The 24,186-nt window shown below is 67.9% G+C and carries 24 protein-coding genes and 1 riboswitch; of the genes, 16 read left to right on the top strand and 8 right to left on the bottom strand.

All coding sequences use genetic code 11. From position 1 onward, the window contains the following. Positions 1-40: 40 nt before the first annotated feature. A complete protein-coding gene (locus A3ES_RS0130380; RefSeq protein WP_020390617.1) occupies positions 41-1,234 on the top strand; it encodes an ATP-binding protein in 1,194 nt (397 codons plus the stop codon). Positions 1,235-1,287: 53 nt separating this feature from the next. Here A3ES_RS0130380 and A3ES_RS0130375 read toward each other — a convergent pair whose 3' ends face one another. Then, complete coding sequence (locus A3ES_RS0130375; protein ID WP_083933799.1) at positions 1,288-2,172, bottom strand: DUF3037 domain-containing protein; 885 nt, start codon at positions 2,170-2,172, stop codon at positions 1,288-1,290. Then, on the bottom strand, positions 2,169-2,882 hold the full coding sequence (locus tag A3ES_RS0130370; RefSeq protein ID WP_337587774.1) for a HipA family kinase: 714 nt from the start codon (positions 2,880-2,882) through the stop codon (positions 2,169-2,171). Before A3ES_RS0130370 ends, A3ES_RS0130375 begins: the two co-directional genes overlap by 4 nt. Before the next feature lie 431 nt (positions 2,883-3,313). On the opposite strand from A3ES_RS0130370, the gene A3ES_RS0130365 reads away from it, so the two are divergent. From A3ES_RS0130365 to A3ES_RS0130350, 4 genes are all read left to right on the top strand, one after another. Then, entirely contained in the window at positions 3,314-4,069 is a 756-nt protein-coding gene (locus tag A3ES_RS0130365; RefSeq protein ID WP_020390614.1) for a DUF3152 domain-containing protein, read from the top strand. A gap of 60 nt (positions 4,070-4,129) precedes the next feature. Beyond that, positions 4,130-5,035 carry a hypothetical protein gene (locus tag A3ES_RS51705; protein WP_026163344.1) on the top strand — a complete coding sequence of 302 codons (906 nt, stop codon included), beginning with the start codon at positions 4,130-4,132 and terminating at the stop codon, positions 5,033-5,035. Continuing rightward, positions 5,032-5,694, top strand: a complete 663-nt coding sequence (locus tag A3ES_RS0130355) for an alpha/beta fold hydrolase (protein ID WP_020390613.1) — start codon at positions 5,032-5,034, stop codon at positions 5,692-5,694. Before A3ES_RS51705 ends, A3ES_RS0130355 begins: the two co-directional genes overlap by 4 nt. Before the next feature lie 20 nt (positions 5,695-5,714). Beyond that, positions 5,715-5,842, top strand: a riboswitch (TPP riboswitch). Further along, on the top strand, positions 5,837-7,171 hold the full coding sequence (locus A3ES_RS0130350; protein ID WP_020390612.1) for a purine-cytosine permease family protein: 1,335 nt from the start codon (positions 5,837-5,839) through the stop codon (positions 7,169-7,171). Its footprint overlaps the riboswitch before it by 6 nt. A gap of 4 nt (positions 7,172-7,175) precedes the next feature. On the opposite strand, the gene A3ES_RS0130345 is transcribed toward A3ES_RS0130350, so the two are convergent. Further along, on the bottom strand, positions 7,176-7,886 hold the full coding sequence (locus A3ES_RS0130345; protein WP_020390611.1) for a flavodoxin family protein: 711 nt from the start codon (positions 7,884-7,886) through the stop codon (positions 7,176-7,178). 167 nt (positions 7,887-8,053) lie between these two features. Between A3ES_RS0130345 and A3ES_RS0130340 the strand changes: the two genes are divergently transcribed. Beyond that, positions 8,054-8,734 (top strand): class I SAM-dependent methyltransferase, encoded by a 681-nt coding sequence (locus A3ES_RS0130340; RefSeq protein ID WP_020390610.1) that lies wholly within the window; start codon positions 8,054-8,056, stop codon positions 8,732-8,734. 78 nt (positions 8,735-8,812) lie between these two features. On the opposite strand, the gene A3ES_RS0130335 is transcribed toward A3ES_RS0130340, so the two are convergent. Both A3ES_RS0130335 and A3ES_RS0130330 read right to left on the bottom strand, forming a co-directional pair. Beyond that, on the bottom strand, positions 8,813-9,379 hold the full coding sequence (locus A3ES_RS0130335) for a methylated-DNA--[protein]-cysteine S-methyltransferase (protein ID WP_020390609.1): 567 nt from the start codon (positions 9,377-9,379) through the stop codon (positions 8,813-8,815). After that, positions 9,372-9,866 carry an RNA polymerase sigma factor gene (locus A3ES_RS0130330; RefSeq protein ID WP_020390608.1) on the bottom strand — a complete coding sequence of 165 codons (495 nt, stop codon included), beginning with the start codon at positions 9,864-9,866 and terminating at the stop codon, positions 9,372-9,374. The genes A3ES_RS0130335 and A3ES_RS0130330 overlap by 8 nt, the downstream gene beginning before the upstream one ends. Positions 9,867-10,178: 312 nt before the next feature. Here A3ES_RS0130330 and A3ES_RS0130320 point away from each other — a divergent pair, with 312 nt between their 5' ends. From A3ES_RS0130320 to A3ES_RS51700, 6 genes are all read left to right on the top strand, one after another. Next, entirely contained in the window at positions 10,179-10,739 is a 561-nt protein-coding gene (locus tag A3ES_RS0130320) for a flavin reductase family protein (protein ID WP_020390606.1), read from the top strand. A gap of 21 nt (positions 10,740-10,760) precedes the next feature. Continuing rightward, positions 10,761-11,810: an ABC transporter substrate-binding protein gene (locus A3ES_RS0130315; RefSeq protein ID WP_020390605.1), complete on the top strand. Its 1,050-nt coding sequence runs from the start codon at positions 10,761-10,763 to the stop codon at positions 11,808-11,810. Further along, positions 11,807-12,649: an ABC transporter permease gene (locus A3ES_RS0130310; protein ID WP_020390604.1), complete on the top strand. Its 843-nt coding sequence runs from the start codon at positions 11,807-11,809 to the stop codon at positions 12,647-12,649. Before A3ES_RS0130315 ends, A3ES_RS0130310 begins: the two co-directional genes overlap by 4 nt. Next, positions 12,625-13,377, top strand: coding sequence for an ABC transporter ATP-binding protein (locus tag A3ES_RS0130305; protein WP_020390603.1), 753 nt, complete (start codon positions 12,625-12,627; stop codon positions 13,375-13,377). The genes A3ES_RS0130310 and A3ES_RS0130305 overlap by 25 nt, the downstream gene beginning before the upstream one ends. Then, positions 13,374-14,705, top strand: coding sequence for an LLM class flavin-dependent oxidoreductase (locus A3ES_RS0130300; RefSeq protein WP_020390602.1), 1,332 nt, complete (start codon positions 13,374-13,376; stop codon positions 14,703-14,705). Before A3ES_RS0130305 ends, A3ES_RS0130300 begins: the two co-directional genes overlap by 4 nt. Positions 14,706-14,856: 151 nt before the next feature. After that, on the top strand, positions 14,857-17,706 hold the full coding sequence (locus A3ES_RS51700; protein ID WP_157630821.1) for a glycosyltransferase: 2,850 nt from the start codon (positions 14,857-14,859) through the stop codon (positions 17,704-17,706). A gap of 653 nt (positions 17,707-18,359) precedes the next feature. Here the strand turns inward: A3ES_RS51700 and A3ES_RS48935 are convergent. Then, positions 18,360-18,848, bottom strand: coding sequence for a zinc-binding dehydrogenase (locus tag A3ES_RS48935; protein ID WP_083933797.1), 489 nt, complete (start codon positions 18,846-18,848; stop codon positions 18,360-18,362). A 227-nt stretch (positions 18,849-19,075) separates the two neighbouring features. Beyond that, entirely contained in the window at positions 19,076-19,708 is a 633-nt protein-coding gene (locus A3ES_RS0130285; protein ID WP_020390599.1) for an NADPH-dependent F420 reductase, read from the bottom strand. A gap of 94 nt (positions 19,709-19,802) precedes the next feature. Here A3ES_RS0130285 and A3ES_RS0130280 point away from each other — a divergent pair, with 94 nt between their 5' ends. The 4 genes from A3ES_RS0130280 to A3ES_RS0130265 all read left to right on the top strand — a co-directional run bounded on the left by A3ES_RS0130280 (position 19,803) and on the right by A3ES_RS0130265 (position 22,766). After that, positions 19,803-20,150 (top strand): winged helix-turn-helix transcriptional regulator, encoded by a 348-nt coding sequence (locus tag A3ES_RS0130280; RefSeq protein ID WP_020390598.1) that lies wholly within the window; start codon positions 19,803-19,805, stop codon positions 20,148-20,150. 66 nt (positions 20,151-20,216) lie between these two features. After that, entirely contained in the window at positions 20,217-21,092 is an 876-nt protein-coding gene (locus A3ES_RS0130275) for a glycerophosphodiester phosphodiesterase (RefSeq protein WP_020390597.1), read from the top strand. A 243-nt stretch (positions 21,093-21,335) separates the two neighbouring features. Next, on the top strand, positions 21,336-21,752 hold the full coding sequence (locus tag A3ES_RS0130270; protein ID WP_020390596.1) for an ATP-binding protein: 417 nt from the start codon (positions 21,336-21,338) through the stop codon (positions 21,750-21,752). 45 nt (positions 21,753-21,797) lie between these two features. Beyond that, a complete protein-coding gene (locus tag A3ES_RS0130265) occupies positions 21,798-22,766 on the top strand; it encodes a DUF5926 family protein (RefSeq protein WP_020390595.1) in 969 nt (322 codons plus the stop codon). A 209-nt stretch (positions 22,767-22,975) separates the two neighbouring features. On the opposite strand, the gene A3ES_RS0130260 is transcribed toward A3ES_RS0130265, so the two are convergent. Then, positions 22,976-24,175 (bottom strand): arginine deiminase, encoded by a 1,200-nt coding sequence (locus tag A3ES_RS0130260; RefSeq protein WP_020390594.1) that lies wholly within the window; start codon positions 24,173-24,175, stop codon positions 22,976-22,978. Positions 24,176-24,186: the final 11 nt, after the last annotated feature.

The following is a 24,186-nucleotide window of genomic DNA, read 5'->3' as shown; positions in this document are numbered from 1 at the left end:
ATCTAAGGAAAACGCTAGACAGCCTCATAGAGTGAAATGCATGGATCCGATCCGGAATCCCTATGCGCCCGGCGCCGGTCAGCGCCCGCCCGAGCTGGCCGGACGCGATACCGAAGTACGGCAGTTCGAGGTGGTGCTCGAACGCGTCGCGGCGGGACGGCCGGAGCGCAGCCTGGTGCTGTCGGGGCTGCGCGGGGTCGGCAAGACGGTCCTGCTCAACACGCTGCGGAGCCAGGCGATCAAGCGCGCCTGGGGTACCGGCAAGATCGAGGCCCGCCCGGACCAGAGCATCCGGCTGCCGATCGCCCAGGCGATGCACACCGCGATGCGCGAACTAGGGCACCGGCACCGGGACGACGAGCGGGTCGACCAGTTCAGCGCAGTACTGAAGGCTTTTGCCCTGCGGACCGCGCAGAACGATCGCAAGGGCATCCGCTGGCATCCCCCGGTCGACGTGGTCGCCGCGAAGGGCCGGGCCGACTCAGGCGACCTCGAGATGGACCTGATCGAGCTGTTCGCGGACGCGGCCGACCTGGCCGGCGATCTGTCCGTCGGCGTCGGGCTGTTCATCGACGAGATGCAGGACATCAGCGCGGACGACCTGTCGGCTCTGTGCGCGGCTTGCCACGAGATCTCCCAGCAGAGCGCCGCACTGGTTGTCGTCGGCGCCGGGCTGCCGCACCTGCCCGCAGTACTGTCCGCCAGCAAGTCGTACTCCGAACGCCTCTTCCGCTACATCCGCGTCGACCGCCTGGCCCGCGAAGCCTGCGATCGCGCGCTGATGATCCCGGCCGAGACCGAGGGCGTCGTCTTCGAGGAGGAAGCCCTCGACGAGCTCTACGCCCAAACAGACGGCTACCCGTACTTCGTCCAAGCCTTCGCCCACGCCACCTGGGACCACGCGCCCGCCAGCCCGATCACCATCAAAGACGTCGCCGTAGCCGGCCCGGAAGCCTCCGCCGAACTCACCGTCGGCTTCTTCGGCTCCCGCTACGAACGAGCCACCCCCGCCGAACGCGAATACATGCGAGCCATGGCCGAACTAGGCATCGGCGTAGACGACGGCTCCGTCCCCACCGCCGAAGTAGCCACCACCCTCAACCGCAAGCCGCAATCCCTCTCCCCAGCCCGAGACGGCCTCATCAAAAAAGGCCTCGTCTACTCCGCCGAACGAGGCACCGTAGCCTTCACCGTCCCCCACTTCGGCAAATTCCTCCGCACCCGCACGGCCTAGTACTACGTACGCCCCCGCTCCTCCGCCGTGGCACCCACCCCGCCGTTCGGGCGTTACGAAGCGCTGTTCTGCAGCAGGCGTTCGGCCTCGTCGACGATGCTGTCCGACTCCGTAGCAGGAACAACGTCCACTCCGAGACGTTGCCAGCCGTCTTGAGCGATCTCGAACTGTTCCTCGCCGGCAGCAGTATTCGGCTCAGCGAAGACCGCGTTGATCTCGACCCCAGTGGGGATCTCCACGCCGTCGCCGCTTCTGTTCCGCGGGGTCAGACGTCCGCCGTCCTGCCGAAGCAGGCCCAGAAGGTAGTTCCAGGCCTGGATCTGGGTTTGCAGAGTGCGCGTGTCCTTGACGTCGAACGCCCACACCTGTGACATCTGATGCACGACGCCGTCCTTGACCGCGAAGTCGATTCTGGTCTCCTGCGAGCCCACGGCAGCGACCTGGAAGCGTGCGACGTGCCGAACCAGTTCGGGGCGCAGAGCAAAGGCATCCTTGAGTCGATGGACGACCCGCGTTCTGGTCCGATGGTTCACGTCGGCTTCGGAGTCGACGATCATCAGCTCAAAGGCAAGATCGGCTGCCTCTTCTGCGGATCTCGCGAGCACAGGCCGGGCTTCGGACAACTGCACCAGGTTGTTCATCCGTACCCGGAGGTCCTCGATGTCGCCTCGTTCGAAGGTGGGAACGGACTCGTCGGGGAACAGTTCTTCGACGGCGCCGAGGCGGGCCTCGATCACGCCCTCGATCCTTCGGAGGAAAGAGTCGGTGTAGCTGGCCGTGCCGCCCAGCCGTGACGCGCGCCGGAGGTTGTTCACGCGCCGATAGGCCCACTGTCCGTCGCGACCGGCGATGACGCCGACGTTCACGAATTCCCCGCGTACAGGGTCGGGGACGTAGCGAATGACCCAGTAGTCGTAACGCATGCTGTCCCCTCTCATGAATGGCTCTCCGCGGCTTCCCGAAGCCTCTCCGACACTGCAGATCGGCGCTCGTAGATGAACCTGGCCAGGGTCAGTAGGGTCCCGTCAGCAATACTCCATGTTAGCGGTATGCCGCTCATGACGTCGGCCAGATCTTTGCAGGTCAGGGCATCTACCGCGGCTGCGGCGCCGAGGAGAGCGTCAGCGCTGAATGGTTGCCCCTCGGCTGTGTCCGGCCAGTCCCAGGGAAGTCCATCCCGTTTGGCCAGGTGTTCAGGCGACCAGTTGCCTTCGAGGCTGTCGAACCAGAGCCCGTGATCGATCGACCACACCTGGTCGTTCGCCGCCAGGTGGTAGAGCAGTTGTAGGTCTGTACCGAGACACAAATCCCACAAGGCGAGGAAGTAAGCGAAACGGCAGGAGTTGCCATCGCGCCGAACGCCGGCGATGACCGTGTTCTCCTCGACGTCTGCCAGCAGCTCGGAGCCTGTATAGAGGCCAGTCGGCAACCGACGGCCATCCTTGGCGTAGAGGTCGGTAACCAGCGCCGCATCCACGGAGATCAATGAGATTCGACGTACTGGCGCTCCGAGTAGCTCGCCGACAGCAGCCACGACCGCTTCATGGACCAGTGACAGGTTGCCATGCGGATTGCCAGGCCACTTGAGCCAGTATCGCTGTCCATCATCGGCAACAGCCAGCACCGGCTCAGCTCCGGTGTCAGCCATCCTGATGATCAACTGCGCTGAAGCCTTCGCCCGAGCTCGGTCGGGCGCGCTGAGGGCCGCTGTGACGGTGGCGTCTGACCACACATCCTGTCCCGCGGCCATCCGCTCTCCTGATGTCGTTCTACATTCACAGTCAGGTCCTGGAGTCGGGGACCGACTGGGCCGATTGCTGCGGAAAGCCTAGACCGTCGGCGTGACGGCCCCTGCGTTGCTGCTCTATTTAGCGCCAGTGCGGGTTTAGTCACGGGTCTGTGAGCAGCTCGATACCGAGCGTGGCTGAAGTTGCTCTTTCGTGATGTAACGCGGAGTGGATAGGGTGGCTCGTCATGACCACCACCCGGCGGAGTAGGCAGCGTGCGGGGAGTCGTGCGCGCCGGGGCCGGGGTGGGCGGCATAGCCGGCGGAAGTCTTACAAGGCGCAGTGGTTCTCTGTGACTGCGTTGGCGGTGCTGGGTGTGGTGATGGTGGTGCACCCGGATGCCACCCGGCAGACAAACCTGGCGGCGCAGTTCAGTGGGGCTGTTGTCGCGGCCGATGCGCCGGTGCAGGCGCCTGTGGTGGTGCCGACGGAGGTACCGACGCCGACGGCAACTTTCACCAAGCCGTTGCGTCCGGCACCGACTCTGACTCGGCCGCCCAAGGGGTCCAAGCCGAACGTGGTTGTTTCGACGGGGCGCCTGCAGGTGGTGGCTGGTTCCTCGAAGGCGAACGGGGTGCGCGACAAGCTCACCTATCGGGTCGAGATCGAGGAAGGGCTGTCGTTCAACGGTGCGGCCGTCGCGACGGCGATCCACAAGACGCTGACCGACGCACGCGGTTGGCAGGCGCTGCAGCCGGTCAGCTTCGAGCGGACCGACAAGCCCGACGCGGACCTGCGCATCATCTTGGCCACACCGACGCTGACCGACAAGCTCTGTCTGCCGCTCGACACCGGTGGTGAGCTCTCCTGCCGGGTCGAGGACCGGGTGGTCCTCAATGCCAAGCGCTGGATGTACGCCATCCCCGCGTACGCGGGCAAGGTCGAGCTCTACCGCAACTACGTGGTCAACCACGAGGTCGGCCACGCGCTCGGCCACGGACACTCGCCCTGCGCCAAGGCCGGCACCCCGGCGCCAGTGATGATGCAGCAGACCAAGGGCCTGGCCGGCTGCCTGCCGAACGCCTGGCCCACCATCAAAGCAACCTAGACGACCTCACCCGTGAGAACCTGTCCAGAGACGGTCTGAGCGAGCGGGAGGGCGTAGAGAATGTCGTCACAGGACTTCCCCACCTACGGCCGGGGTGACAACCCCGACGAGTCCCGCGAGGACGAGCACTACGCCAAGCCGGCGCCGTACGGCGGCCACACCTACGCCGCCGACACCTACGCCCAGCCAGGCACCTACCAGCCCGGCCAGCCCGGCCAGCCAGGACAGGGTCAACCAGCTCAGAGCCAGCCCGGGTCCGGCGAGCCACTGCCACCCGGTACGCCGCAGCACGGCGCCCCGCCGAGCCAGTACGCCGACCCAGCTAACCCGTACGGCGACCCGGCCGGTCACGCCTACAACCAGCCGCCCGCCTACCGCCCCGGCACCCCATACGGCCCACCGGCGCACCCCCAGCAGCACGAGCTACCGACGTACGGGCGAGAGGGCGAGCCGGCACCCCGTGATCCGCGAGCAGCCCGCGTAGTACTGCTCGCCACGATCATCGCCGCCGTCTACGGTCTGCTGGTCATCTCTGTGCAGCGGGTCTCGCTGCGGGAGATCTCCCAGGCTCCCGGCTCGCCCCTGAACCACCCGCTCCGTACAGACGTCATCGACACCATCGGCCAGCTCCTGATCCTCCTGGTCGGTCTGGCCGCGCTAGGTATGTGGTTGCGCGACGTGATGAGCCGCCGCAAGGTCGGGCGCCAGCCGGACCCGATAGAGCTCGGTGGACTCGGTCTGGTCGCTGTCTCGCTGGTCCCCCTGCTGATCTGGCTCGTGATGATCCTGACCACCGGCATGGGCTCGATCGACGACTCCCTGCACCGCCTGCCCACGGCGTACGCGTGGGGCGGCACCGGCCTGCTGATCCTGGCTGTCGGCTTCGCACTCGGCTACCGCGAGCTCAAGCCCGCAGTGCGCAACCCTGTCGTCCAGCAAGCCCCGGACCGCCCGCCCTGGGAATGACCGCCCCCGTCGTACTCGTCCCCGGGCTAGGGCTCGGGCCGGAGTCCTATGCGCCGACCGTGCGCGACCTCGGTACGCCGTACCGAGTAGTGACACTGCCCGGGTACGGCGAACCCGTTCGACACGGCGACGATCTGCAGACCGAGGCGCTGGCTCGACGTCTGGCCGATCGCGTGACGGAGCCCTCTGTCCTGGTGGGCCATTCGGCCAGCTGCCAGATCGTGGTCGCGACCGCTCTGGCCCGGCCGGAGCTCGTGAAGAGCCTCGTGCTGCTCGGGCCGACCGGAGACGTCGAAACCTCCGGCTGGACTACTCTCGCTGAGCGGTGGGTGCGATCGGCAGTGTGGGAGTCGGCGCGGCTGGTGCCCGTCCTCGCGCCGCAGTATGCCCGTACCGGCCTGGTCTCGATGGCGCGCGCGATGGAGGTCGCCAGGCGCTACGACCTCGCAGCGGCGATCGGCAGGCTCGGGTGTCCGGCGGTGGTCGTTCGGTGCGAGCACGACCGCCTGTGTCCACCCGGCTGGGCGCAGCGGATTGCCGACCTGGCCGGCGCGGAGGTCTGGACGCTACCGACCGGCTCTCACATGCCGGTACTTACGAACGGCCCCGAGGTTGTGACGTTCATCAAGCGGGCAGCCGGTGTATACAACGGGCAATGACGCGTTATCGTTGACGCAGTAACAACCTCTGCGGGAGCTCGCACCGATGTTGGCGGGCTGAGAGGGCGACGAGCTGTCACAGCCGGGTCGCCGACCGCCTGAACCTGACCGGGTAATGCCGGCGTAGGGAGCTAGGTCAGCCATGGCCACGACTGCTGTCCGCAACAACGACCCCAGCCAGGAAGCACCGCTCGTCCTCACCACGGACGCGCCGCGCACGCTGGGGTTCCTCGATCAGTTCACGCTCTGGGGCAATCTCGGCATCTCGCTGTTCGGCCCGGTGACCGGCGCGCTCGTCGCGGCGTACACGGGATCGCTGGTGAAGGGCCTGATCGCGGTCGTCGTCGGCTGCGTGATCGGCGCCCTCGTGCTGGGCGGTGCCGCCGTCTTCGGCTCGCAGACGGGTGCGCCGGCGATGGCCAGCCTGCGTGGGCTGTTCGGCCGCCGCGGCTCGATGGCGCCGACGGTGCTCAACATCGCGCAGAACATCGGCTGGGCGACGATGGAGATCATCGTCATCTCCCAGGCGGCCGTGGCCGTGACGAGTGAGCGCTGGCGCTGGCTGTTCGTGCTGATCGCGGGCTTCATCGCCACCGCGATGGCCGTGCGGCCGCTGGGCAGTGTGAAACTGCTGCGCAAGTTCATGGTCTGGCTGGTTCTGCTGGCCTCGGTCTACCTGTTCATCCAGGTGCTCAGCAAGCCCGTGCACGACATCCCCCAGGACGGCATCTTCGGCTTCTGGCCGGGCGTCGACCTCGCCGCAGCCGGTGTCGTCTCGTTCGCGCCGCTGGCCGCCGACTACACCCGGCACTCGCGTACCAACAAGGCCGCCTTCGCCGGATCCGCCCTCGGGTACGGACTCGCCGCGATCCTGTACTACGCCCTCGGCGTGATCGCCGTCGCCACCTTGCAGACCAACAGCACCGACGTGATCACCGCGCTGGTCACCCTGCCGGCCGGAGCGATCGCGTTGTTCGTGCTGCTGGTGGACGAGGTCGACGAGGCGTACGCGAACGTCTACTCGACCACGATGGCCGCGCACAACCTGATCGGGCACATCGACCGGCGCTGGATCTCGGTCGCGATCGGCGTGCTCGCAACCGTGCTCGCGCTGTTCATTGACCTGGGCAACTACACGCAGTTCCTCTACCTGATCGGCTCGGTCTTCATCCCGTTGTTCGCGGTCGCGATCGCCGACTTCTTCGTGGTCAGCAAGATGCGCTGGGACGTCTCCGACACCGCCCGCTTCCGCTGGCAGCCCACCCTCGCCTGGATCTGCGGCTTCGTCGCCTACCAACTCGTCAACCCCGGCACGGTCGAGGGGTGGTCTCCGTTCTGGCTCGACCTCCAGCAGACCCTGTTCAACAACCAGCCGGTGCCAGGTTGGCTCGGCGCGACGTACACCTCGATCGTCGTCTCGATGCTCGCGGCAATCATCTTCGGCCGCATCGGGCGCAGCAACGCGCCTCAGGTCTAGAAACTCAGCGGTACTCAGGGTTCTCGAAGTCGAAGCGGCAGCCGGCGTCCCACTCGGAGCGCTGGTTGCCGTGGGCAGGGATCCCGCCGGCGTCCTTCAGCATTCTTGCCAAGTGCAACAGGTTCCAGGTCATAAAAGTCGTGTTCCGGTTGGTGAAGTCGTTGTCCGGGCCGCCCGACCCCTCGTCCAGGTACGACGGGCCCGGGCCGGCCTCGCCGATCCAGCCGGCGTCGGCCTGCGGCGGGACGGTGTAGCCGAGGTGCTGCAGGCTGTAGAGCACGTTCATCGCGCAGTGCTTGACGCCGTCCTCGTTGCCGGTGATCACGCAGCCGCCGACGCGGCCGTAGTACGCGTACTGCCCGTCCTCGTTGAGGATCGAGGAGTTCGCGTACAGCCGCTCGATCACCTTCTTGGTCACCGAACTGTTGTCGCCGAGCCAGATCGGGCCGGCGATCACCAGGATGTCGGCGGCCATCACCTTCTCCTGCAGGGCGGGCCACTCGTCGCTCGCCCAGCCGTGCTCGGTCATGTCCGGCCAGACCCCGGTGGCGATGTCATGGTCGATCGCCCGGATCACCTCGACCGCCACGCCCTGCTTGGCCAGGATGTTCCGGCTCACCTCGATCAGCCCTTCGGTGTTGCTGCGCTCGGGTGACCGCTTCAGGGTGCAGTTGATGAACAACGCCCGCAGGTCGTCGTACCGGGTGGTTGGCATTTTGATCGCTCTCTCTCGCGCTGGCACTGGTGAGCTTCAGTGTCGGCGCCGCGGCGGGGGTGGCACGAGAGGCGCGGGATTACCGTTTGCCGACTTCGGGGATCGGTCCGGTCTCGAATCCGGAGCTGATACTGACAGTGACCCAGCGGTGCCGGGATACTTGCGCAATGCTGAACTCTGCACTGCGCAGCCGGGCCGAGTACGAAGAACTCGGGGCCGAGGGGCTAGCCAGTCGCACCACGCCTGAACGTGATGCCGCCATCATCGAGGCCGTCGAGGAACTCCTGGAAGGCCGGGAGTCCGTGCTGGACCTGTGCTGTGGCTACGGCCGGATCAGCCTGCCGTTGCGGCGGGCCGGCAAGGTCGTGCGTGGACTGGACATCTCCCCGAACCTGGTCGAAGCCGGCCAGGCCAAGGCGAGGGAGGAGGAGCTGTCGATCGACTGGGCGATCGGGTCGATGACGGACCTGCCGTACAAGTCGGACTCGTTCGACGCGGTGATCTGCCTGTGGACGGCGTTCCACGAACTGTTCGCCGAGGACGAGCAGCTGTCGACGATCTGGGAGATCTCGCGGGTGCTCAGGCCGGGCGGACTGGCCGTGATCGAGGGCCCGGTCTGGGGCCCGGCGACCGCGTCGGAGATCGCCAACGGCATCCGGCAGGGCCCGGAGCACCGGATCGTGACCACCGAGCACTTCGGCACCAGCGGCGTCCACTACATCCACGACGAAGCCAGCTACGGCCGCCTCTGCGCCGCCGCCGGCATCGAGAACTACAAGGTCTACAAGCGCGAATGGGGCGGCCGCCGCCGGCTCATCCTGGAAATCCACCAGCCCGGCAACGGATAAACAGCAGGTCCCCACTCCACACTGGGGACCTGCTGCTTTCCAAGCAGTGTAAAAGAAAGAGATCGGCCGCCGGAAACGTCAGCTTTTCGATTCAAGATTCAGCAGAAACCGCTTCGCGTCCAGCCCGCCGGCGTACCCGGTGAGGGCGCCGCTGGCGCCGATCACGCGATGGCAGGGAATCACGATGCACAAGGGGTTTGCGCCAAGTGCGGTGCCGACCGCGCGGGCTGCCTTCGGGCGATCGATCTCGCCCGCGACCTGCCCGTACGTCGTCGTCCGGCCATAGCTGGTGTGGTCCGGAAGATCGTTGAGCACCAGTCGCTGGAATGGCGTCGCGAGCACCAGGTCGACGGACAATTCAAACGTTTTTCGTTGACCGGTCAGGTATTCATCCAGTTGGCGCCGTACGTCGTCGAGTGCGCCCGGCTGGCGCAGTACGCGCGGGGAGATCGCCTGGGCGAGGCGGTTCGTCATCGTCTCCTCGTCGCCGAAGGAGCTCGCGACGACCCGGCCGCCCGCGCTGGCGAGCAGCAACGTGCCGACGGGGGTGTGGTGCAGGGCGTAGGAGACGTCGGCGGTCGGCAGTACCGGCGGGCGGGCGCCTCCGGGGGTCAGCCGGCTCAGCCGGCGTTCGAGGTCAGTCATGATTCACTCCGAGTTTGGTGCGCAAGGTCGCGAGCGCATCGCTGACGAGTCGGCGGGATGCGGCGGGCGTGGTGTCCAGAGCGGCGGCCACGCCATGGTGGTCCAGGTCGCCGACGTATTTGAGCGTGACGGCGACGCGTTGCCGTTCGGGCAGGTCCTTGACGGCCTGCCAGAGGTCCGGGTCGGGCCAGTCGGCGGCGTCGGGGCCGTCGACGGCGATCGGTGGCGCGTCGTCCAGTGGTGTCTGTGGTTTTCGGGCCCGGTGCAGGTCGGTCGCGCAGCGGGTGGTGATGGTGAGCAGCCAGCTGCGCAGGTTCCGCGCCGAGGTGAGGTTCGGATAGGCGGCGAAGGCCTTCTCCCAGGCGCGCTGGGCCACGTCGTCGCCGTCGACCGGTCCGGCCAGCGCCCTGGCGAGCCTGGCGACGTCTCGCCAATGATCGTCCACGAGCGCCTGGAACGGCGGCAGCTTCACCTTCTCCGAAACCATCACGTCAGTAGAACGCAGCCAGGGTCCAGGGTGTGAGGCGCCCGGCCGTTTCGAATGACGAGATTGTCTAGTTCTCCAGTCGACTTTGGTGAGAGAGTAATTGACATGACGACGAACCTGCCGGTGCTGATCAGCGCTCTGCTGACGCGTCGTCGCGTCATCGACCAGATGCGCACGGCCAGCGCCACCTGTCGCTGAACCCCGCTCTGCCCGGCCTCCTGTCGCCGGTCTGACTTGCTGGCCTGAGAGCCAACTGGTACCCCACTCGCCCGGCCGCTGCCGGTCGTCCCTGCCCCGTCCCGAGGGAGAGACATGTCCGTCCATGCGTTCAACCCTGCCCTGACCACCCGCCCCGGCCTCACCGTGGTGCCCGACCGGATCGAAGAGCGGACCGTCGACGCAGCCATCTTCCGCTCGGTGTTCCGACGACACGCGGCGGGCGTGGTGGTGATCACCGCGGATGCCGGCAACGGCCCGGTCGGCTTCACCGCGACCTCACTCGTCTCGGTCAGTCTGCTGCCGCCACTCGTGTCGTTCTCGATCGCGACCACCGCGTCCAGCTGGCCGACGGTGCACAACGCCGGCAGCCTGGTGATCAACTTTCTCGACGCCGGTCAGCACGAGATCGCCGGGCGGTTCGCCACCAGCGGCGTCGACCGGTTCGCCGAACCGACCCGCTGGTCCCGGCTGCGGACCGGCGAACCCGTCCTCGACGAAGCCCCGAGTTACCTGCGGGCTCTGGTCGAGCACCGCTTCGCAGTCGCCGATCACCACATCGTCGTGGCCCGGCTCGCCACCCACGCCGAACGTCGCGAACACGAGCCGTTGCTGTACCACGACGGCCGCTACGCGACCACTGACCGGCCCGCCTGAACTCCCGTCTGGAAGATGCTCATGTCTAAAAAGCCCCTTGCAGTACTAGCCGCCCTGACCGCGCTGACGCTGCTGTCCGGCTGCGGCGGCGACGCCGAGGCCGGCGGTGGCCCGAAGCTCGCGCTCGACGCCGCGCTGCCGACCGAAGTACCGGATGGCGCCAAGATCGTGGTCGGCGATCCGGCCACCCAGAAGGCCTTGGAGCTGTCCGGCCAGATCGGCAAGGTCTCCAAGTTCGTCCAGTTCGCCAACCTCAGCGGCGGTCCGCAGACCACCGAGGCGTTCCGCGCGAAGGCGCTGGACGTCGGCTCGGTCGCGGAGATCCCGCCGATCCACGCCACCTGGACCGGCCTGCGGGTGAAGATCGTCGCGTCCAAGTTCCGCCAGGATCCGATCCACCACCCGATCTACGAGCTCGGCGTCGCGCCCGGCGTACAGGTCAAGACGCTGGAAGACCTGCGTGGCAAGAAGATCGCGTACAGCCCGGGCCAGGCGCAGGGGGCGCTCGTCCTCAAGGTGCTGAAGAAGGCCGGGCTGACCAAGGACGATGTGAAGTTCGTCGAACTGCCGAGCACCGGCGACATCTACCCGAACGCGCTGGCCGACAAGCAGGTCGACGTCGCGCCGATCGGTGGCGTCTCGATCAAGCGGTACCTCGCGAAGTACGGCAAGGACGGCGGTACGACGATCCCGCACGGACTCAGGGACGACGCGGGCCACCTGTACGTGGCGACCGAGTCGCTCGAGGACGCCGGCAAGGCCGCCGCGATCCGCGCGTACGTCGCCGCCTGGGGTGTCGCCCAGGAGTGGATCGACAAGCACCCGAAGGAATGGATCCAGGGGTACTACGTGAAGGACCAGGGCCTCACCGAGGCCGATGGTCAATGGCTCGTCACCAACGCCGGGCACCCGGACATCAGCGCTGACTGGAGCGGCGCGATCAAGCGGCAGCAGGAGACGATCGAGCTGCTCGCCAAGGAGACCGGCAACAAGGTGATCCAGGCCGCCGATCTCTACGACCTGCGCTTCCAGAGCGTTGCTTCCGACGCGATCAAGGCGGCGAGCAGATGACCCAGCTGGCGACCCTTCCAGCCATCCGTACGCAGCACCCCGTCACCCAGCCCGTACGCCGACGCCGCCGGCTCGGGCCGGGCAAGCAGATCAAGTTCGGCGCCTCGATCGGTCCGGTACTCTTGCTGATCGCCTGGTCCATCGGCTCCGCGACCGGCTGGCTCGATCCGCGCGTCCTGTCGGCGCCTTGGACGGTCGTCACCACGACCGGCGAGCTGATCGCGGACGGCCGGCTCCAGTCGAACCTGCTGACCTCGGCCCAGCGAGCCTTCGCCGGCCTCGGTCTGGGCATCTTGCTCGGCACGGTCCTGGCTCTGCTGTCCGGCCTGAGCCGCCTCGGCGAGGCCATCCTCGACGGTCCGATCCAGATCAAGCGCGCGATCCCGTCGCTCGCCCTGCTGCCGCTGCTGATCCTCTGGCTCGGCATCGGTGAGTCGATGAAGATCACCACCATCACGCTCGGCGTCTTCGTGCCGATCTACATCCACACCCACAACGGCCTGCGCACCATCGACAGCCGGTACGTCGAACTCGCCGAGACGGTCGGGCTGTCCCGCTGGGAGTTCATCCGCCGGGTGGTTCTGCCCGGCGCGCTGCCCGGCTTCCTGCTCGGCCTGCGGTTCGCGGTGACGGCTGCCTGGCTGTCGCTCGTGGTGGTCGAGCAGATCAATTCCACCAGCGGCATCGGCTACATGATGGAGCTGGCCCGCACCTACGGACAGACCGACATCATCATCGTCGGCCTGGTCCTGTACGGCGCACTAGGGCTGCTCTCCGACGGCGCCGTCCGGCTGATCCAGAGGAGGGCACTGTCATGGCGACGCACACTGGCGGACTGACCTTGGAGAAGAACAAGGGAAGGGGACTGACGCTGGACCAGGCCGTCGAGGTTCGCGGCCTGACTCGCAAGTACGACGATCGCGCGGTACTCGACGACCTCGACCTGAGCATCAAACCGGGCGAATTCGTTGCCCTGTTGGGAAAGAGCGGCTCCGGCAAGAGCACCTTGCTGCGCGCGCTCGCCGGGCTGGACTACGACGTCGTGGGTGACGGTGAACTCGCCGTACCAGCGAACGTGTCAGTCGTCTTCCAGGACTCGCGATTGTTGCCCTGGGCGCGCGTTCTCGACAACGTCGTACTGGGGCTTCGGAGAGCCGACGAGCGCGGCAGGGAAAGCCTCGCCGAGGTCGGTCTGGCGGGGCGGGAGAAGGCATGGCCGAACGAGCTGTCCGGTGGTGAGCAGCAGCGGGTCGCCCTGGCTCGGTCGCTGGTACGCGAGCCCGCGTTGCTGTTGGCGGATGAGCCGTTCGGTGCTCTCGATGCCCTGACCCGGTTGAAGATGCACGTCCTGCTGCGCAAACTCTGCGCCGCGCATCAGCCGGCCGTGCTGCTGGTGACCCATGACGTCGACGAGTCGATCGTGCTCGCCGACCGGGTGATCGTTCTCGACGAGGGGCGGATCGTCGCTGAAGAGCCGATCGAGCTCGCTGAGCCGCGCAGTCCGGTCGATCCGGGGTTCGCCGCCGTCCGTTCCAAACTTCTCGACGCCTTGGGAGTATCGCTGTGAGCCTGCACCTGAACGCCTTCTTGATGAGTACGGGGCACCACGAGGCTTCCTGGCGACTGCCCGAGAGCAACCCGGTCGCGAACACCGACGTGGCGCACTACCAGAACCTCGCGCGGATCGCGGAGCGCGGCAAGTTCGACTCGGTCTTCTTCGCGGACTCACCGGTGCTCTTCAGCGATGTCGGTCGCCGGCCGGCCGGATCGCTGGAGCCGACCGTGCTGCTGACCGCGATCGCGGCCGCCACCTCGAGGATCGGGCTGATCGCGACCGCCAGTACGACGTACAACGAGCCCTACAACCTGGCTCGGCGGTTTGCGAGCGTGGACCACGTCAGCGGCGGGCGTGCGGGCTGGAACGTGGTGACCACGGCCGGGCCGGATGCCGCGAAGAACTTCAACCTGGCCGACCAGCCCGCGCATGCGGAGCGGTACGACCGGGCGGCCGAGTTCCTGGAGGTCGCCTATAGGCTGTGGGACTCGTGGGAGGACGACGCGACCCTTGCGGACAAGGAGTCCGGCGTCTGGGGCGACAACGCCAAAGTCCTACCGATCGATCACATCGGGCGGCACTTCCAGGTGCGCGGGCCGCTCAACCTGCCGCGGTCACCGCAGGGCCATCCGCTGATCGTGCAGGCCGGGTCGTCCGAGGACGGGAAGGGGCTGGCCGCTCTCTATGCCGAGGCCGTGTTCACCGCGCAGCAGACGCTGGAGGACGCGCAGGCCTTCTACGCCGACCTGAAAGCGCGAGCGGCTGCGTTGGGACGCGATCCCGTGACGGTGAAGATCCTGCCCGGCATCGTGCCGGTGATCGGCGGGACGGTCGAGGAGGCGTTGCGGCTGGAGCGTGAGCTGGACGAGCTGATCAAGCCGGAGTACGCCCGGCAGCAGTTGGCCAAGACGCTGCGGGTGCGGCCCGAGGATCTGCCACTGGACCAGCAGTTGCCCGCCGATCTGCCGGATGAGGACGAGATCGAGGGCGCGAAGAGCCGCTACACGCTGATCGTCACGCTGGCTCGCCGGGAGAAGCTGACCGTGCGCGAGCTGATCGGACGGCTTGGTGGTGGCCGCGGGCATCGGACCTTCAGCGGTACGCCGGAGCAGGTAGCCGACGCGATCCAGGAGTGGTTCGACGCGGGTGCGGCCGATGGGTTCAACATCATGCCCGCCGTGTTGCCGTCAGGCCTGGAGGCCTTCACCGACCACGTCGTACCGATTCTCCAGCAGCGCGGGCTGTTCCGGACGGAGTACACGGGAGAGACGTTGCGCGACCACTACGGCCTCGCCCGCCCTCTCGGCCGAACCAGATCCCTGCAAGAGATCGTCAGCTGACTATTCGATTTCTGTCGAGTAGTCCTCAGGCTTGCAACCTTTTCCTGCTATTCGGACATCTAGGAGGTGACAGCAGATCCATTCGCCGATCGGTCGGCAACCGCCCCGAAGCTCCTGGCCGAGCGGCTTGTGAGGGGCGGAAAGCAACACTGTGGATCGAGACAAGCGTCGAGACGACCAACTAGCACCCGCGGAGAGCGCACCGGACACCTCGGACGGGATGCCGGCGCGGCTCGACGCAGCCGTCCGGCTGCTGGTAGGCCCGGCCAACTTCGCGGGTCAGGGCACCCGCTGGGCCCGCGCGCTCGAGGAGCGGGTGCCCGACACGTTGGCGACCTCGTTCGCGTTCTTCAGGGGACTCCTCGACTACCCGGTCGACTACGGCGTACCGGCGCGCACGTACCGGCGCAACCGGCGCTGGCAGCTGTACTTCTACAACCACGTTGTGCGCAACTACACGCACGTGCTGATCGAGGCGGCGCGGCCGATCTTCGGCACCTTGCACGGACCGGACGCGTCGGGCGACATCACGTACCTGCTTACCAAGGGCCTGAAGCTGGGGCTCATCGCCCACGGCTCGGACGTCCGCATCCCCAGCCGGCACGTCGAGATCGAGCCGTGGTCGCCGTTCCCGGACCTCGAGGACGAGACCGTCGAGCTGCTCGAGATCAACGCCACCCGCGCGGTTGAGCTGTTCACGTCGTACCCGGGCTCGGTCTACGTCTCCACACCCGACCTCCTCGACTACGTCCCCAACGCTGTCTGGTGCCCCGTGGTCGTCGACGTCGGCACCTGGCGCAGCGACGCCCCGGTGCTCGAGCACGAGCGGCCGGTGGTGGCCCACGCGCCCAGCAAGTCGGCCATGAAGGGTTCCGAGCTCATCGACCCGATCATGGAGAGGCTGGCCGCGCGGGGTCTCATCACCTACCGCCGGGTCGAGGGCGTCGACCCGGCGGACATGCCGGCCGTCTACCGCGACGCCGACATCGTGCTCGACCAGTTCCGCGTCGGCAGCTACGGCGTCGCCGCGTGCGAGGCGATGGCGGCTGGCCGGATCGTGGTGGGCCACATCGCCCAGCACATCAGCGACCGCGTCACCGCCGACACCGGGCTCGAGCTACCCATCGTCGATGCGACGCCCGACACCATCGAGCAGGTCGTGCTCGACCTCATCTCGCACCCGGAGCGGGGCCGCGAGGTCGCCGCGCGCGGGCCGGCCTTCGTCCAGCAGGTGCACGACGGCCGCCGGTCGGCCGAGGCGCTGGCCGCGTTCGTCGAGCAGCCGAGCACGGTGCCGCCCAACTGGAAGCCGTCGTGGATCCGGCCCAAGGTCGTCATGATGGCCGGCAACGACATCGTCGTCGACGCCCGCGTGCTCAAGTACGCGCAGACGGTGGCCAACTGGGGTCTCGACGTCACCTGCATCGGCCTCCCCGGACGCCGGCTCAGGGGCGTCCGGCAGTTCGGCAACGTGCAAGTGCTGTGCCCGGTCATCCCGTCGAAGGTGCTGCTGACGGGGTGGCGCAAGCGGCTGGTCAACCTCAAGGCCAACCTCAGGCCGTGGTTCAACACCGAGGCCGAGTACACGCTGGCCCATGCCCGCTGGCAGTACGCGAGCCGCGAGCTGCGCGGCGAACGCGGCCGCGACCGCCGCGACCACGAGCGCACCGGCGGCGGGTCCGGCTCGTCCAGGCCGGCCCAGCGGTCCATCCTCGACCGGCTGCGGCGGGCGGCGCGCTGGCGGTCGCTGCGGCTGCACCGGGCTGTCCTCCACGCCCGCGCGTACTTCGTCCGGCGGGCCAAGCACAAGGTCGCCGACCTCACCGACCTGGGCATCGGCAAGCGGCGCGAGCGGCTGCTCGCCCTCTACCGTCACCTGCCGTCGGGCCGCTGGCGGCGGGTGATGCCTGAGCTGGTCGACCAGGAGCTGACGCTGGGCCCGCTGCTCGACCGCCTCCAGATCGAGATCATCCACGTGCACGACGTGTTCATGCTCGGCATCGCGGCGCGCGCGGCGCACCGGGCGGCTCTGGACGGGCGCACCATCAAGATCATCTACGACGCCCACGAGTACATCCCTGGCGTACCGGTGGTGGCCCCGCGCCGGGTCGCCGCCTACAGCGACCTCGAGCGCGAGTTCATCCGCGACGCCGACCGCGTCATCACGGTGTCCGAACCGCTGGCCCACTGGCTGCAGCGCGACCACAAGCTGGCCAGCCTGCCCGACGTCGTCCTCAACGCGCCGGTCGAGCCACCCGAGGACGCCGAGGTCATGGGTCTGCGGGAGCAGCTGGGGCTGGCCGAGGACGTCCCGCTGCTGGTGTACGGCGGCGGCGTCAACCGCGCCCGCGGCGTCGGGACGGTCGTCGAGGCGCTGCCGCAGTTGCCCGGCGTCCACCTCGCGATCGTCGCGCGGGTCAACTCCGTCACCGCGGAGCTGCAGGCCCGCGCGCTCGAACTGGGCGTGGGCGACCGCGTGCACCTGGCGCCGTTCGTCGCTGCCGAGGTCGTGCCGCTCTACCTGCGCTCGGCCACCGTCGGCCTCAGCCCGCTGCTGCACGCGCCCAACCACGACATCGCGGTGACGAACAAGTTCTGCGAGTACCTCGCCGCGGGGCTGCCCATCATCACCACCGACACCCCGGCGCAGGCCGACCTGGTGAAGGAGCTCGACCTCGGCGCGGTCTACGCCGCGGGCGACGTCGACGACCTCGTACGCGCGGTCCGCACGGTCCTCGCCGACCGCGACCGCATCGCCGGCCGCATCGCCGGCGACCCCGAGCTGCGGCACCGGTTCTCCTGGGCCGCACAGGCCGAGGTGATCCGGTCGGTGTACGCCGAAGTCATGGGAAGGCTGCCCGACGCGGCCTGGGCCCCCGGCGCCACCATCGTCCGTCAGCTTCTCCCCGGCCCACCTGAGCCGCCGGAGACGAAGTGGCGCGCCTTCAAGGCCGCAGCCAAGGCCTCCGAACGCGAGCCATCAGTCGAAGCGGTCAGCTGAAGGCGTCAGCTGGTTCGGACGCACTCCGGCTGGAGCACTGGCACGTGCCCAAGTCGAGCCACCCCGCCAACCGCCAGCCTGCGTACGACGTACTCCCAGATTCGCCGACCTTGGGCACCGCCCAGCCACCCAACCCGCCTTACGACGCCTACCCCGTGCCCAAAGTCGAGCGCATCAGCCACCTTGGGCACCGCCAGCCACCCAAGCCGCCCTGGGATGCCCCAGCCCGTGCCCAAAGTCGACCAGCCCTCGCCGGGCGGGGAGGAGAACGGGGTGGGGAGGGTTTCGCTGAACCTGGGGCGGGTTTTGGCCCGGGCCGGGCGTATTTTCCTCCTCGGTCGGCGAGGGGTGGTCGGCTTTGGGCTTGGGATAGGGGCGGGGTGGCTGGGTGGTGATCGATTCGCTTGTGTTGGCTTCAGCGAGGTGAACGGTGGAGCGGAAAGCAGCCGCTGAGTTCGACCGCAACGCACGGAGCCAGATGAACCCAGCTGCCGGGATATCGCTGCCGAGCGCCGTCGAGGTGCAGGTGAGTGCCTGCGGCAGGAGGCAAGCCGCGCCCGGGCACCCACCGCGACGGAGGAGCGGCACAAGGCTGGGTGGGAGCGGCCGGAGCTGGGAGCGACGGGCGGAGGGTGCGTGGGGAGTACTTCGCGTCAGTTGATACGGACAACGAGTTTGCCTACCGCGTCGCCGTTTTCCATGATGCGGTGGGCCTCGGCGATCTCGTCCAGCTTGAAGACGCGGTCGATCCGGATCGGGAGCTTGCCTGCGGCAACTAAGTCGACATAGCGCTGAAACGCCTCGGCCGGAAGGTCGCTGCTCTCCCCGCCGTACGCCGTCAGCCGCACGCCGTTCGGCAGATAGCCGATCGGGTAGAAGTCCGGGATCGTCCAGGCGTCGCTCAACATCCCGGTAAAACAAACGGTTCCGTGCACCGCGGTGGCCTGCAGCGTGTCGGGCAGGGCGTTCGTGCCGACGAGTTCGAGGGCCGCGTTCACGCCTTCGGGGACGATCGCGCGGACCTGGGCCGCGATGTTGCCGTCGTCAACCAGTGGGTGGTCGACGCCGAGCTCTCGCAACATCTCCAGCCGCTGCGGATTGCGCGTCGTCGAGAACACCGTCAGGCCTTGTTCCTTCGCCAGTACGGCCGACTGCTCGCATCTGCGTCACCGGCCCAGTGGATCACGCCGGGGCCGCGGACCGGAGTTCGTGATGCCCGGACCGCCACCACTCACAAACCTGCTGTTTCCACCCGGGCGCAGGCCTGCGCACGCTCGGCCGGGTGCGATCAGTTGGGGTTTGTGAGTGGTGGCGGTCCGGCCCGACACGACGACCGCACACTGAACATCGCGAACTCCCGGCTGTAGCACTAGGCCTTTGCAGGCTGGAAATCGGGGATGGCCGACCGTGGATTGTGGCCCGCGGCCACGAGACTCATCAGGAAGCCGGCCGCCTCTTCGAGCTGACGGGCTTTGCTCAGACCGCCGACGATCGCGGTGTCGCCGCCGAGGTCGCCGATGAGAGTCGTCGTGATCGCCAGCGCGTCTGCGTCGTCGCCGCAGATCGCGACCGTCGGCTTCGGCACGCTCTTGTCGGGTGCGAGCCAGGACATGCCGGCGTACATGTGGAGAGCCTTCACCACATGCGCTCCAGGAGCCAGCTCCGCGACTCGTTCGGCGGCGGAGCCGTCCGTCTTCAGCCGGCCGGTGGCGAAGTCGACTGCGTTGGTGCAGTCGATCACCGGCTTGCCTGCCAGGCTGCCCTGCGGCCCACCAGCCAGTGACAGGACGGGCTCCAGGCCCTCCCAGGCGACCGCGACCACGACGACGTCGACGATCGCGGCCAGGCCGGCCGGATCGATCGGCGTACCGCCTAACTCGCCGGCAGCTTTTGCGGCCTTGTCCGCCGACCTTCCCGCGACAAAGATCTCGTGCCCTGCTCCCGCCCACACCGTCCCGAGTGCGATTGCCAAGTTGCCGGTGCCCAGAAAACCAATCTTCATTTGATCAAATCCTCCACTCGTCCAGGTTTATGGATTCACGCTAGGAGGCGATCTCCGACCGATCGGTAGGCAAGTTCCTGCGACAATCCGTTGGGTGAACAACGGCGGATGCGAGACCTTCGTGGCGGACTGCAGGCTGCGGCAGGCGACCGAGCTGATCGCGCACACCTGGGACCCGCTGGTGCTGGTCGCCCTGCGGGAAGGCACCACCCGGCGCCGGGACCTGCTCGTGGCGATCGGCGGGATCAGCGACAAGGTGCTCGGCCAGGCCTTGACCCGGCTGATCGCAAACGGCCTGATCACCCGCACTGCGGTGCCGGCGGACCAGCGCGGGGTCAGCTACGTCCTGACCGCGGTGGGTGCCTCACTCGCGACCGGACCGTTGGCGGTTCTGGCTCAGTGGGCCGCTGACAACGCCGATGCGCTGGAGCCCGTCCAATAGCCCTCTTCTGAGGGGGTCGGCGTGCCTGGGTGACTGGTTCACGAAACGGCGTGCCAGAGTTGCTTCATGGCGAAACGCCCCAGCGTGGTGGCCCACCGTGGCGCCAGCGAGATCAGTCCCGAGCACACGCTGGCGGCGTACCGCCGGGCCGTCGAGGCCGGAGCGGACGGGCTGGAGTGTGACGTCCGGCTGACCGCGGACGGCCACCTGGTCTGCGTCCACGACCGGCGGATCGACCGGACCTCCTCCGGGCGCGGGGTGCTGTCCACGATGAGCCTCGAGGAGCTGGACAGCTTCGACTGGGGTTCGTGGAAGAACCCCTGGGCCGAGCTCGACGACGAGGCCGAGCTGCCCGACCCGGACATGACCAAGGTGCTCACGCTGGAGCGCCTGCTGGAGACGGTCCGCGACGCCGGCCGCCCGCTGGAACTGGCGATCGAGACGAAACACCCGACCCGGTACGCCGGGCTGGTGGAGCGGCGGCTGATCGAGATGCTCGACCGCTTCGGCTGGGCGCATCCGAAGATCGGCTCGGAGTCGCCCGTGCGGGTGATGAGCTTCTCCTGGCTGTCGCTGCGCCGGATGCGCGTCCTGGCGCCGGGGCTCCGCACGGTCCTGCTGATGGACCGCGTCCCGCTCCGTTTTCGCGACGGCTCGCTGCCGACCGGCGTCTCGTACGCCGGCCCGAGCCTGGAGATCGTGACCGCGCACCCGGAGTACGTCGATCGGGCGCACAAACACGGCCACCAAGTCCACGTCTGGACGGTGAACACCGAACAGGACGTCCGCCACTGCCAGGAAATCGGCGTGGACGCCATAATCAGCGACCGCCCCGAACTGGCCATCCAAACCCTCGCGACCCCGCCCAGTGAGCTGTCTGCGCTGCCCACCCGGCCCCCGCGCCGGAAACTCCCCATCCTGCGCCCCCGCCGCCCCGCCTGAGGCCGCTCATTCGAGCGGGTCGGTCGCGCGGCGTTTGTGGGCTGGGTCTCACTTTGTCGTTCTGTGTAGCGAGGCGAATGCAACCGGTTATTCGCACGTTCAATTCCGTCGCTTTTGTCTCGGTTTCTTAGCTAAACGTGTGATCTTCAGCGTCACTATGTAACGGAATACCCAAGGGTGTTTTCACAGGGCTCATCGGGGGCAGAAGTGGGAGTGTTGTACCGATGACTGAGGAGACCCTGCTTGTCCTCTGCGACCTTGCCCGCCGACGTGAGCGTTGTGGACGTCGTACTGCCGCACGAAGTGTCCGCAGTCGCGGACGCCCGCCGTCGCCTGGCCGGCTATCTCAAGCGGCACCGGGTCGCCGACCATGCCCGTGACGACGCGCAGTTGGTGCTTTCCGAGCTGCTCTCGAACGCGATCCGGTACGCGCCGCCGCTGCCGGGTGGCGAAGTGCGTGCCGCCTGGTGGATCGACAGGGCCGGAATTCATCTCGAAGTGGTCGACGGCTGCGGTGACACCGAGCCGCAACACATCATCGACGCCCATCCCGAGTCGGTCGGCGGCCGCGGCCTGGCGATCGTCGACATGCTCACCTCCGAATGGGGCGTCCGCACCGCCCACGCCCGCCGTACCGTCTATGCCGTAGTGCCCCGCTGAACGCGGGTTGGTGACAGGCGGTCGAGTACTGCAAGACTGCGGGGTATGGGAAAGAAGTCGCGCAACCGCGCCAAGAACACCACGACCGTCACGCTGGATCCGGCCGACCTGGTCGACGTCGGACCGCGCGAGCCTTGCCCGTGTGGCTCCGGGAAACGGTTCAAGCAGTGCCACGGGCGTGAGCAGGCGCAGGCGGCCGACTCCTTCGTGGTCCGGCCGTTCGAAGGGCTGCCGGCCGAGTGCGACCTGATCGCCTTCCGCGAGATCGTCCCCGCCGGTACTGCGGAGCTCACGCTGGCCGGCGAGAACAAGGGCAAGACCGTCAACCTGGTCACCCTGCTGCCGATGGCGATGCCCGGGCTGGTCCGCGACGACGAGTCGATCTGGATCGGCTTGCAGACGCACGCCTCCTCGGGCGACCCGAGTCGCGACATCGCGCACGCCATCACCGCTGCGCTGGCGACCGAGCCGGGCAACCCGATCCAGCTCGGCGACCTGCTCAAGGACGGCCCGCGTCTGCAGGACCTGGCCGACACCTCCAAGCCGATCACCGTGAAGGTCCACGAGGGCTTCGACTACTGGGTCGGCGAGAACGTCGACGACCCGACGGGTGAGGTTGCGGCCGGCCTGGAGCGGGCGAACGCGGCTGCCGCGCCGACCGTCCGGCTGGAGTCGGTCGAGGCGGCGTACTGGACGCAGATCGGCGACCGCCGGTACCTGCGCTGGGTGATGCCGCACGCCGAGGACACGCTGCTCGACGCGCTGGCCCGGCTGCACGCGGCCGGCTCGTCGGCACTGACTGAGGGAAGCCGGCTGATCGGCTCGTTCCGCGCGCTCGGCGTTCTGGCGCCGGTGTGGGAGCTGCCGGCCGATGCCGAGGCTGCCGACCTGGAGAAGCCGGCCGCCGAGTTCGCCGTTGCGCTGGACAAGGCGCTCGCGACCGAGGCCGCGCTGACCACCGAGGAGCGGGCTGCTCGCGCCGGTCTGGCGAGCCGGCAACTGACGATCCGCTAGACATGTCAAAGGCCCGCACTCGTGAAGAGTGCGGGCCTCTGGCAACGTGGACGGCCCAAGTCCTGCTGACGGGGGAGCAACAGGGCCTGGGCCTAGGCATGAAGAGTACTCATAACAAGCCCGGACAACAACCCCCGATTTCACTCCGCGTGTCGTCGGCCTTACTTGTCTAGTCAGGTATGCGGAATCGCTGCCACATCCACCGCGGTTCAGAGAGCTGTCAGTGGGTCTCGTAGTACGGGGCAGGACATGCAGCGCGGACCGCCTCGGCCGGAGCCGAGTTCTGAGCCGGAGATGCGGATGACCTCGATGCCGGATTCCTCCAGGCGCGCGTTGGTCTCCACGGTGCGTTCGTAGGCGATGCAGACGCGTGGTGCGAGGGCGAGGGTGTTGTTGCCGTCGTCCCACTGCTCGCGTTCGGCGGTCACCGGGTCCAGGCCGGTATCGATCCGGCGCAGGGTGTCGATGCCGAGCGCCTTGGCCGCGGCGACCAGGAACGGCTCGGACTCCGCGACATGCAACTCGTCACCCTCGGCGGTGACGGCGAGAGCGCGCATCTCCTCGGCCATGTTCGGATACATCAGTACGGCGTCGACGTCGACCATCGTGCAAACGGTGTCCAGGTGCATCGTCGCCCGCTGCTGCGCGATCGGTACGGCGAGCACGGTGTGCGCCAGACCCTTCGCGAACACGCGCCGCGCCAGCCGCTCGACGCCGGCCGGCGTGGTCCGCTCGCCGACGCCCACTGCGAGTACGCCGGGGCCGAGCGCGAGTACGTCGCCGCCCTCGACATGCTCAAGGCTGTGGTCGTACACCTTTTCGGCTCCGGCGAAGCGTGGGTGGTAGGTGTAGATCAACTCGGTCAGCTGCGACTCGCGAACCCGGGCCGGCATCGCCAGTGAGGTCACGGCGACGTGGTCCCGGATCCACAGGCTCGAGTCGCGGGTGAACAGCAGGTTCGGCAGCGGGTCGATCAGGAAGTCCTCGTGCGCGAGCAGTGAGGTGACCAGCCCACCGGCCCGTACTTCGTCGTTGCGCACGCCGGCCATCAGGGCTTCGGCGAGCTGTTCCGGGTCGAGCGCGGTCAGGCCTGCCTGGAGATAGTCGCGCAGGGTGTCACCGAGGCGAAGGTCCTCGGTCGCGCCGGTGACCGCCACGGCGCGGGCGGCCGGATCGCTGAGCGACTGCGCGAGCAGTTCGTGCAGATAGAGCACCTCGACGTCGCGGTCCCGCAGTACCTGGGCGAACGCGTCGTGCTCGTCCTGGGCGCGGCCGACCCAGGGCAGGCCGTCGAAGAGCAACTTGTCGTTGTTTCGCGGGGTGAGCCGGCGGAGCTCGTTGCCCGGCCGGTGCAGCATCACCGTCCGCAGCGGCCCGACCTCGCTGTCGACGCCATACGCCTCAGTCATCTGCCTGCCCT

It is taken from the genome of Kribbella catacumbae DSM 19601, assembly GCF_000372465.1.
Classification (GTDB): domain Bacteria; phylum Actinomycetota; class Actinomycetes; order Propionibacteriales; family Kribbellaceae; genus Kribbella; species Kribbella catacumbae.
This window is presented reverse-complemented; position numbering and strand designations above follow the sequence as displayed.

Coding starts and splice junctions, on each gene's coding strand:
- A3ES_RS0130380 (WP_020390617.1), top strand. CDS start 41: ATGGATCCGATCCGGAATCCCTATGCGCCCGGCGCCGGTCAGCGCCCG.
- A3ES_RS0130375 (WP_083933799.1), bottom strand. CDS start 2,172: ATGAGAGGGGACAGCATGCGTTACGACTACTGGGTCATTCGCTACGTC.
- A3ES_RS0130370 (WP_337587774.1), bottom strand. CDS start 2,882: ATGGCTGACACCGGAGCTGAGCCGGTGCTGGCTGTTGCCGATGATGGA.
- A3ES_RS51705 (WP_026163344.1), top strand. CDS start 4,130: ATGTCGTCACAGGACTTCCCCACCTACGGCCGGGGTGACAACCCCGAC.
- A3ES_RS0130355 (WP_020390613.1), top strand. CDS start 5,032: ATGACCGCCCCCGTCGTACTCGTCCCCGGGCTAGGGCTCGGGCCGGAG.
- A3ES_RS0130350 (WP_020390612.1), top strand. CDS start 5,837: ATGGCCACGACTGCTGTCCGCAACAACGACCCCAGCCAGGAAGCACCG.
- A3ES_RS0130345 (WP_020390611.1), bottom strand. CDS start 7,886: ATGCCAACCACCCGGTACGACGACCTGCGGGCGTTGTTCATCAACTGC.
- A3ES_RS0130340 (WP_020390610.1), top strand. CDS start 8,054: ATGCTGAACTCTGCACTGCGCAGCCGGGCCGAGTACGAAGAACTCGGG.
- A3ES_RS0130335 (WP_020390609.1), bottom strand. CDS start 9,379: ATGACTGACCTCGAACGCCGGCTGAGCCGGCTGACCCCCGGAGGCGCC.
- A3ES_RS0130330 (WP_020390608.1), bottom strand. CDS start 9,866: ATGGTTTCGGAGAAGGTGAAGCTGCCGCCGTTCCAGGCGCTCGTGGAC.
- A3ES_RS0130320 (WP_020390606.1), top strand. CDS start 10,179: ATGTCCGTCCATGCGTTCAACCCTGCCCTGACCACCCGCCCCGGCCTC.
- A3ES_RS0130315 (WP_020390605.1), top strand. CDS start 10,761: ATGTCTAAAAAGCCCCTTGCAGTACTAGCCGCCCTGACCGCGCTGACG.
- A3ES_RS0130310 (WP_020390604.1), top strand. CDS start 11,807: ATGACCCAGCTGGCGACCCTTCCAGCCATCCGTACGCAGCACCCCGTC.
- A3ES_RS0130305 (WP_020390603.1), top strand. CDS start 12,625: ATGGCGACGCACACTGGCGGACTGACCTTGGAGAAGAACAAGGGAAGG.
- A3ES_RS0130285 (WP_020390599.1), bottom strand. CDS start 19,708: ATGAAGATTGGTTTTCTGGGCACCGGCAACTTGGCAATCGCACTCGGG.
- A3ES_RS0130275 (WP_020390597.1), top strand. CDS start 20,217: ATGGCGAAACGCCCCAGCGTGGTGGCCCACCGTGGCGCCAGCGAGATC.
- A3ES_RS0130265 (WP_020390595.1), top strand. CDS start 21,798: ATGGGAAAGAAGTCGCGCAACCGCGCCAAGAACACCACGACCGTCACG.
- A3ES_RS0130260 (WP_020390594.1), bottom strand. CDS start 24,175: ATGACTGAGGCGTATGGCGTCGACAGCGAGGTCGGGCCGCTGCGGACG.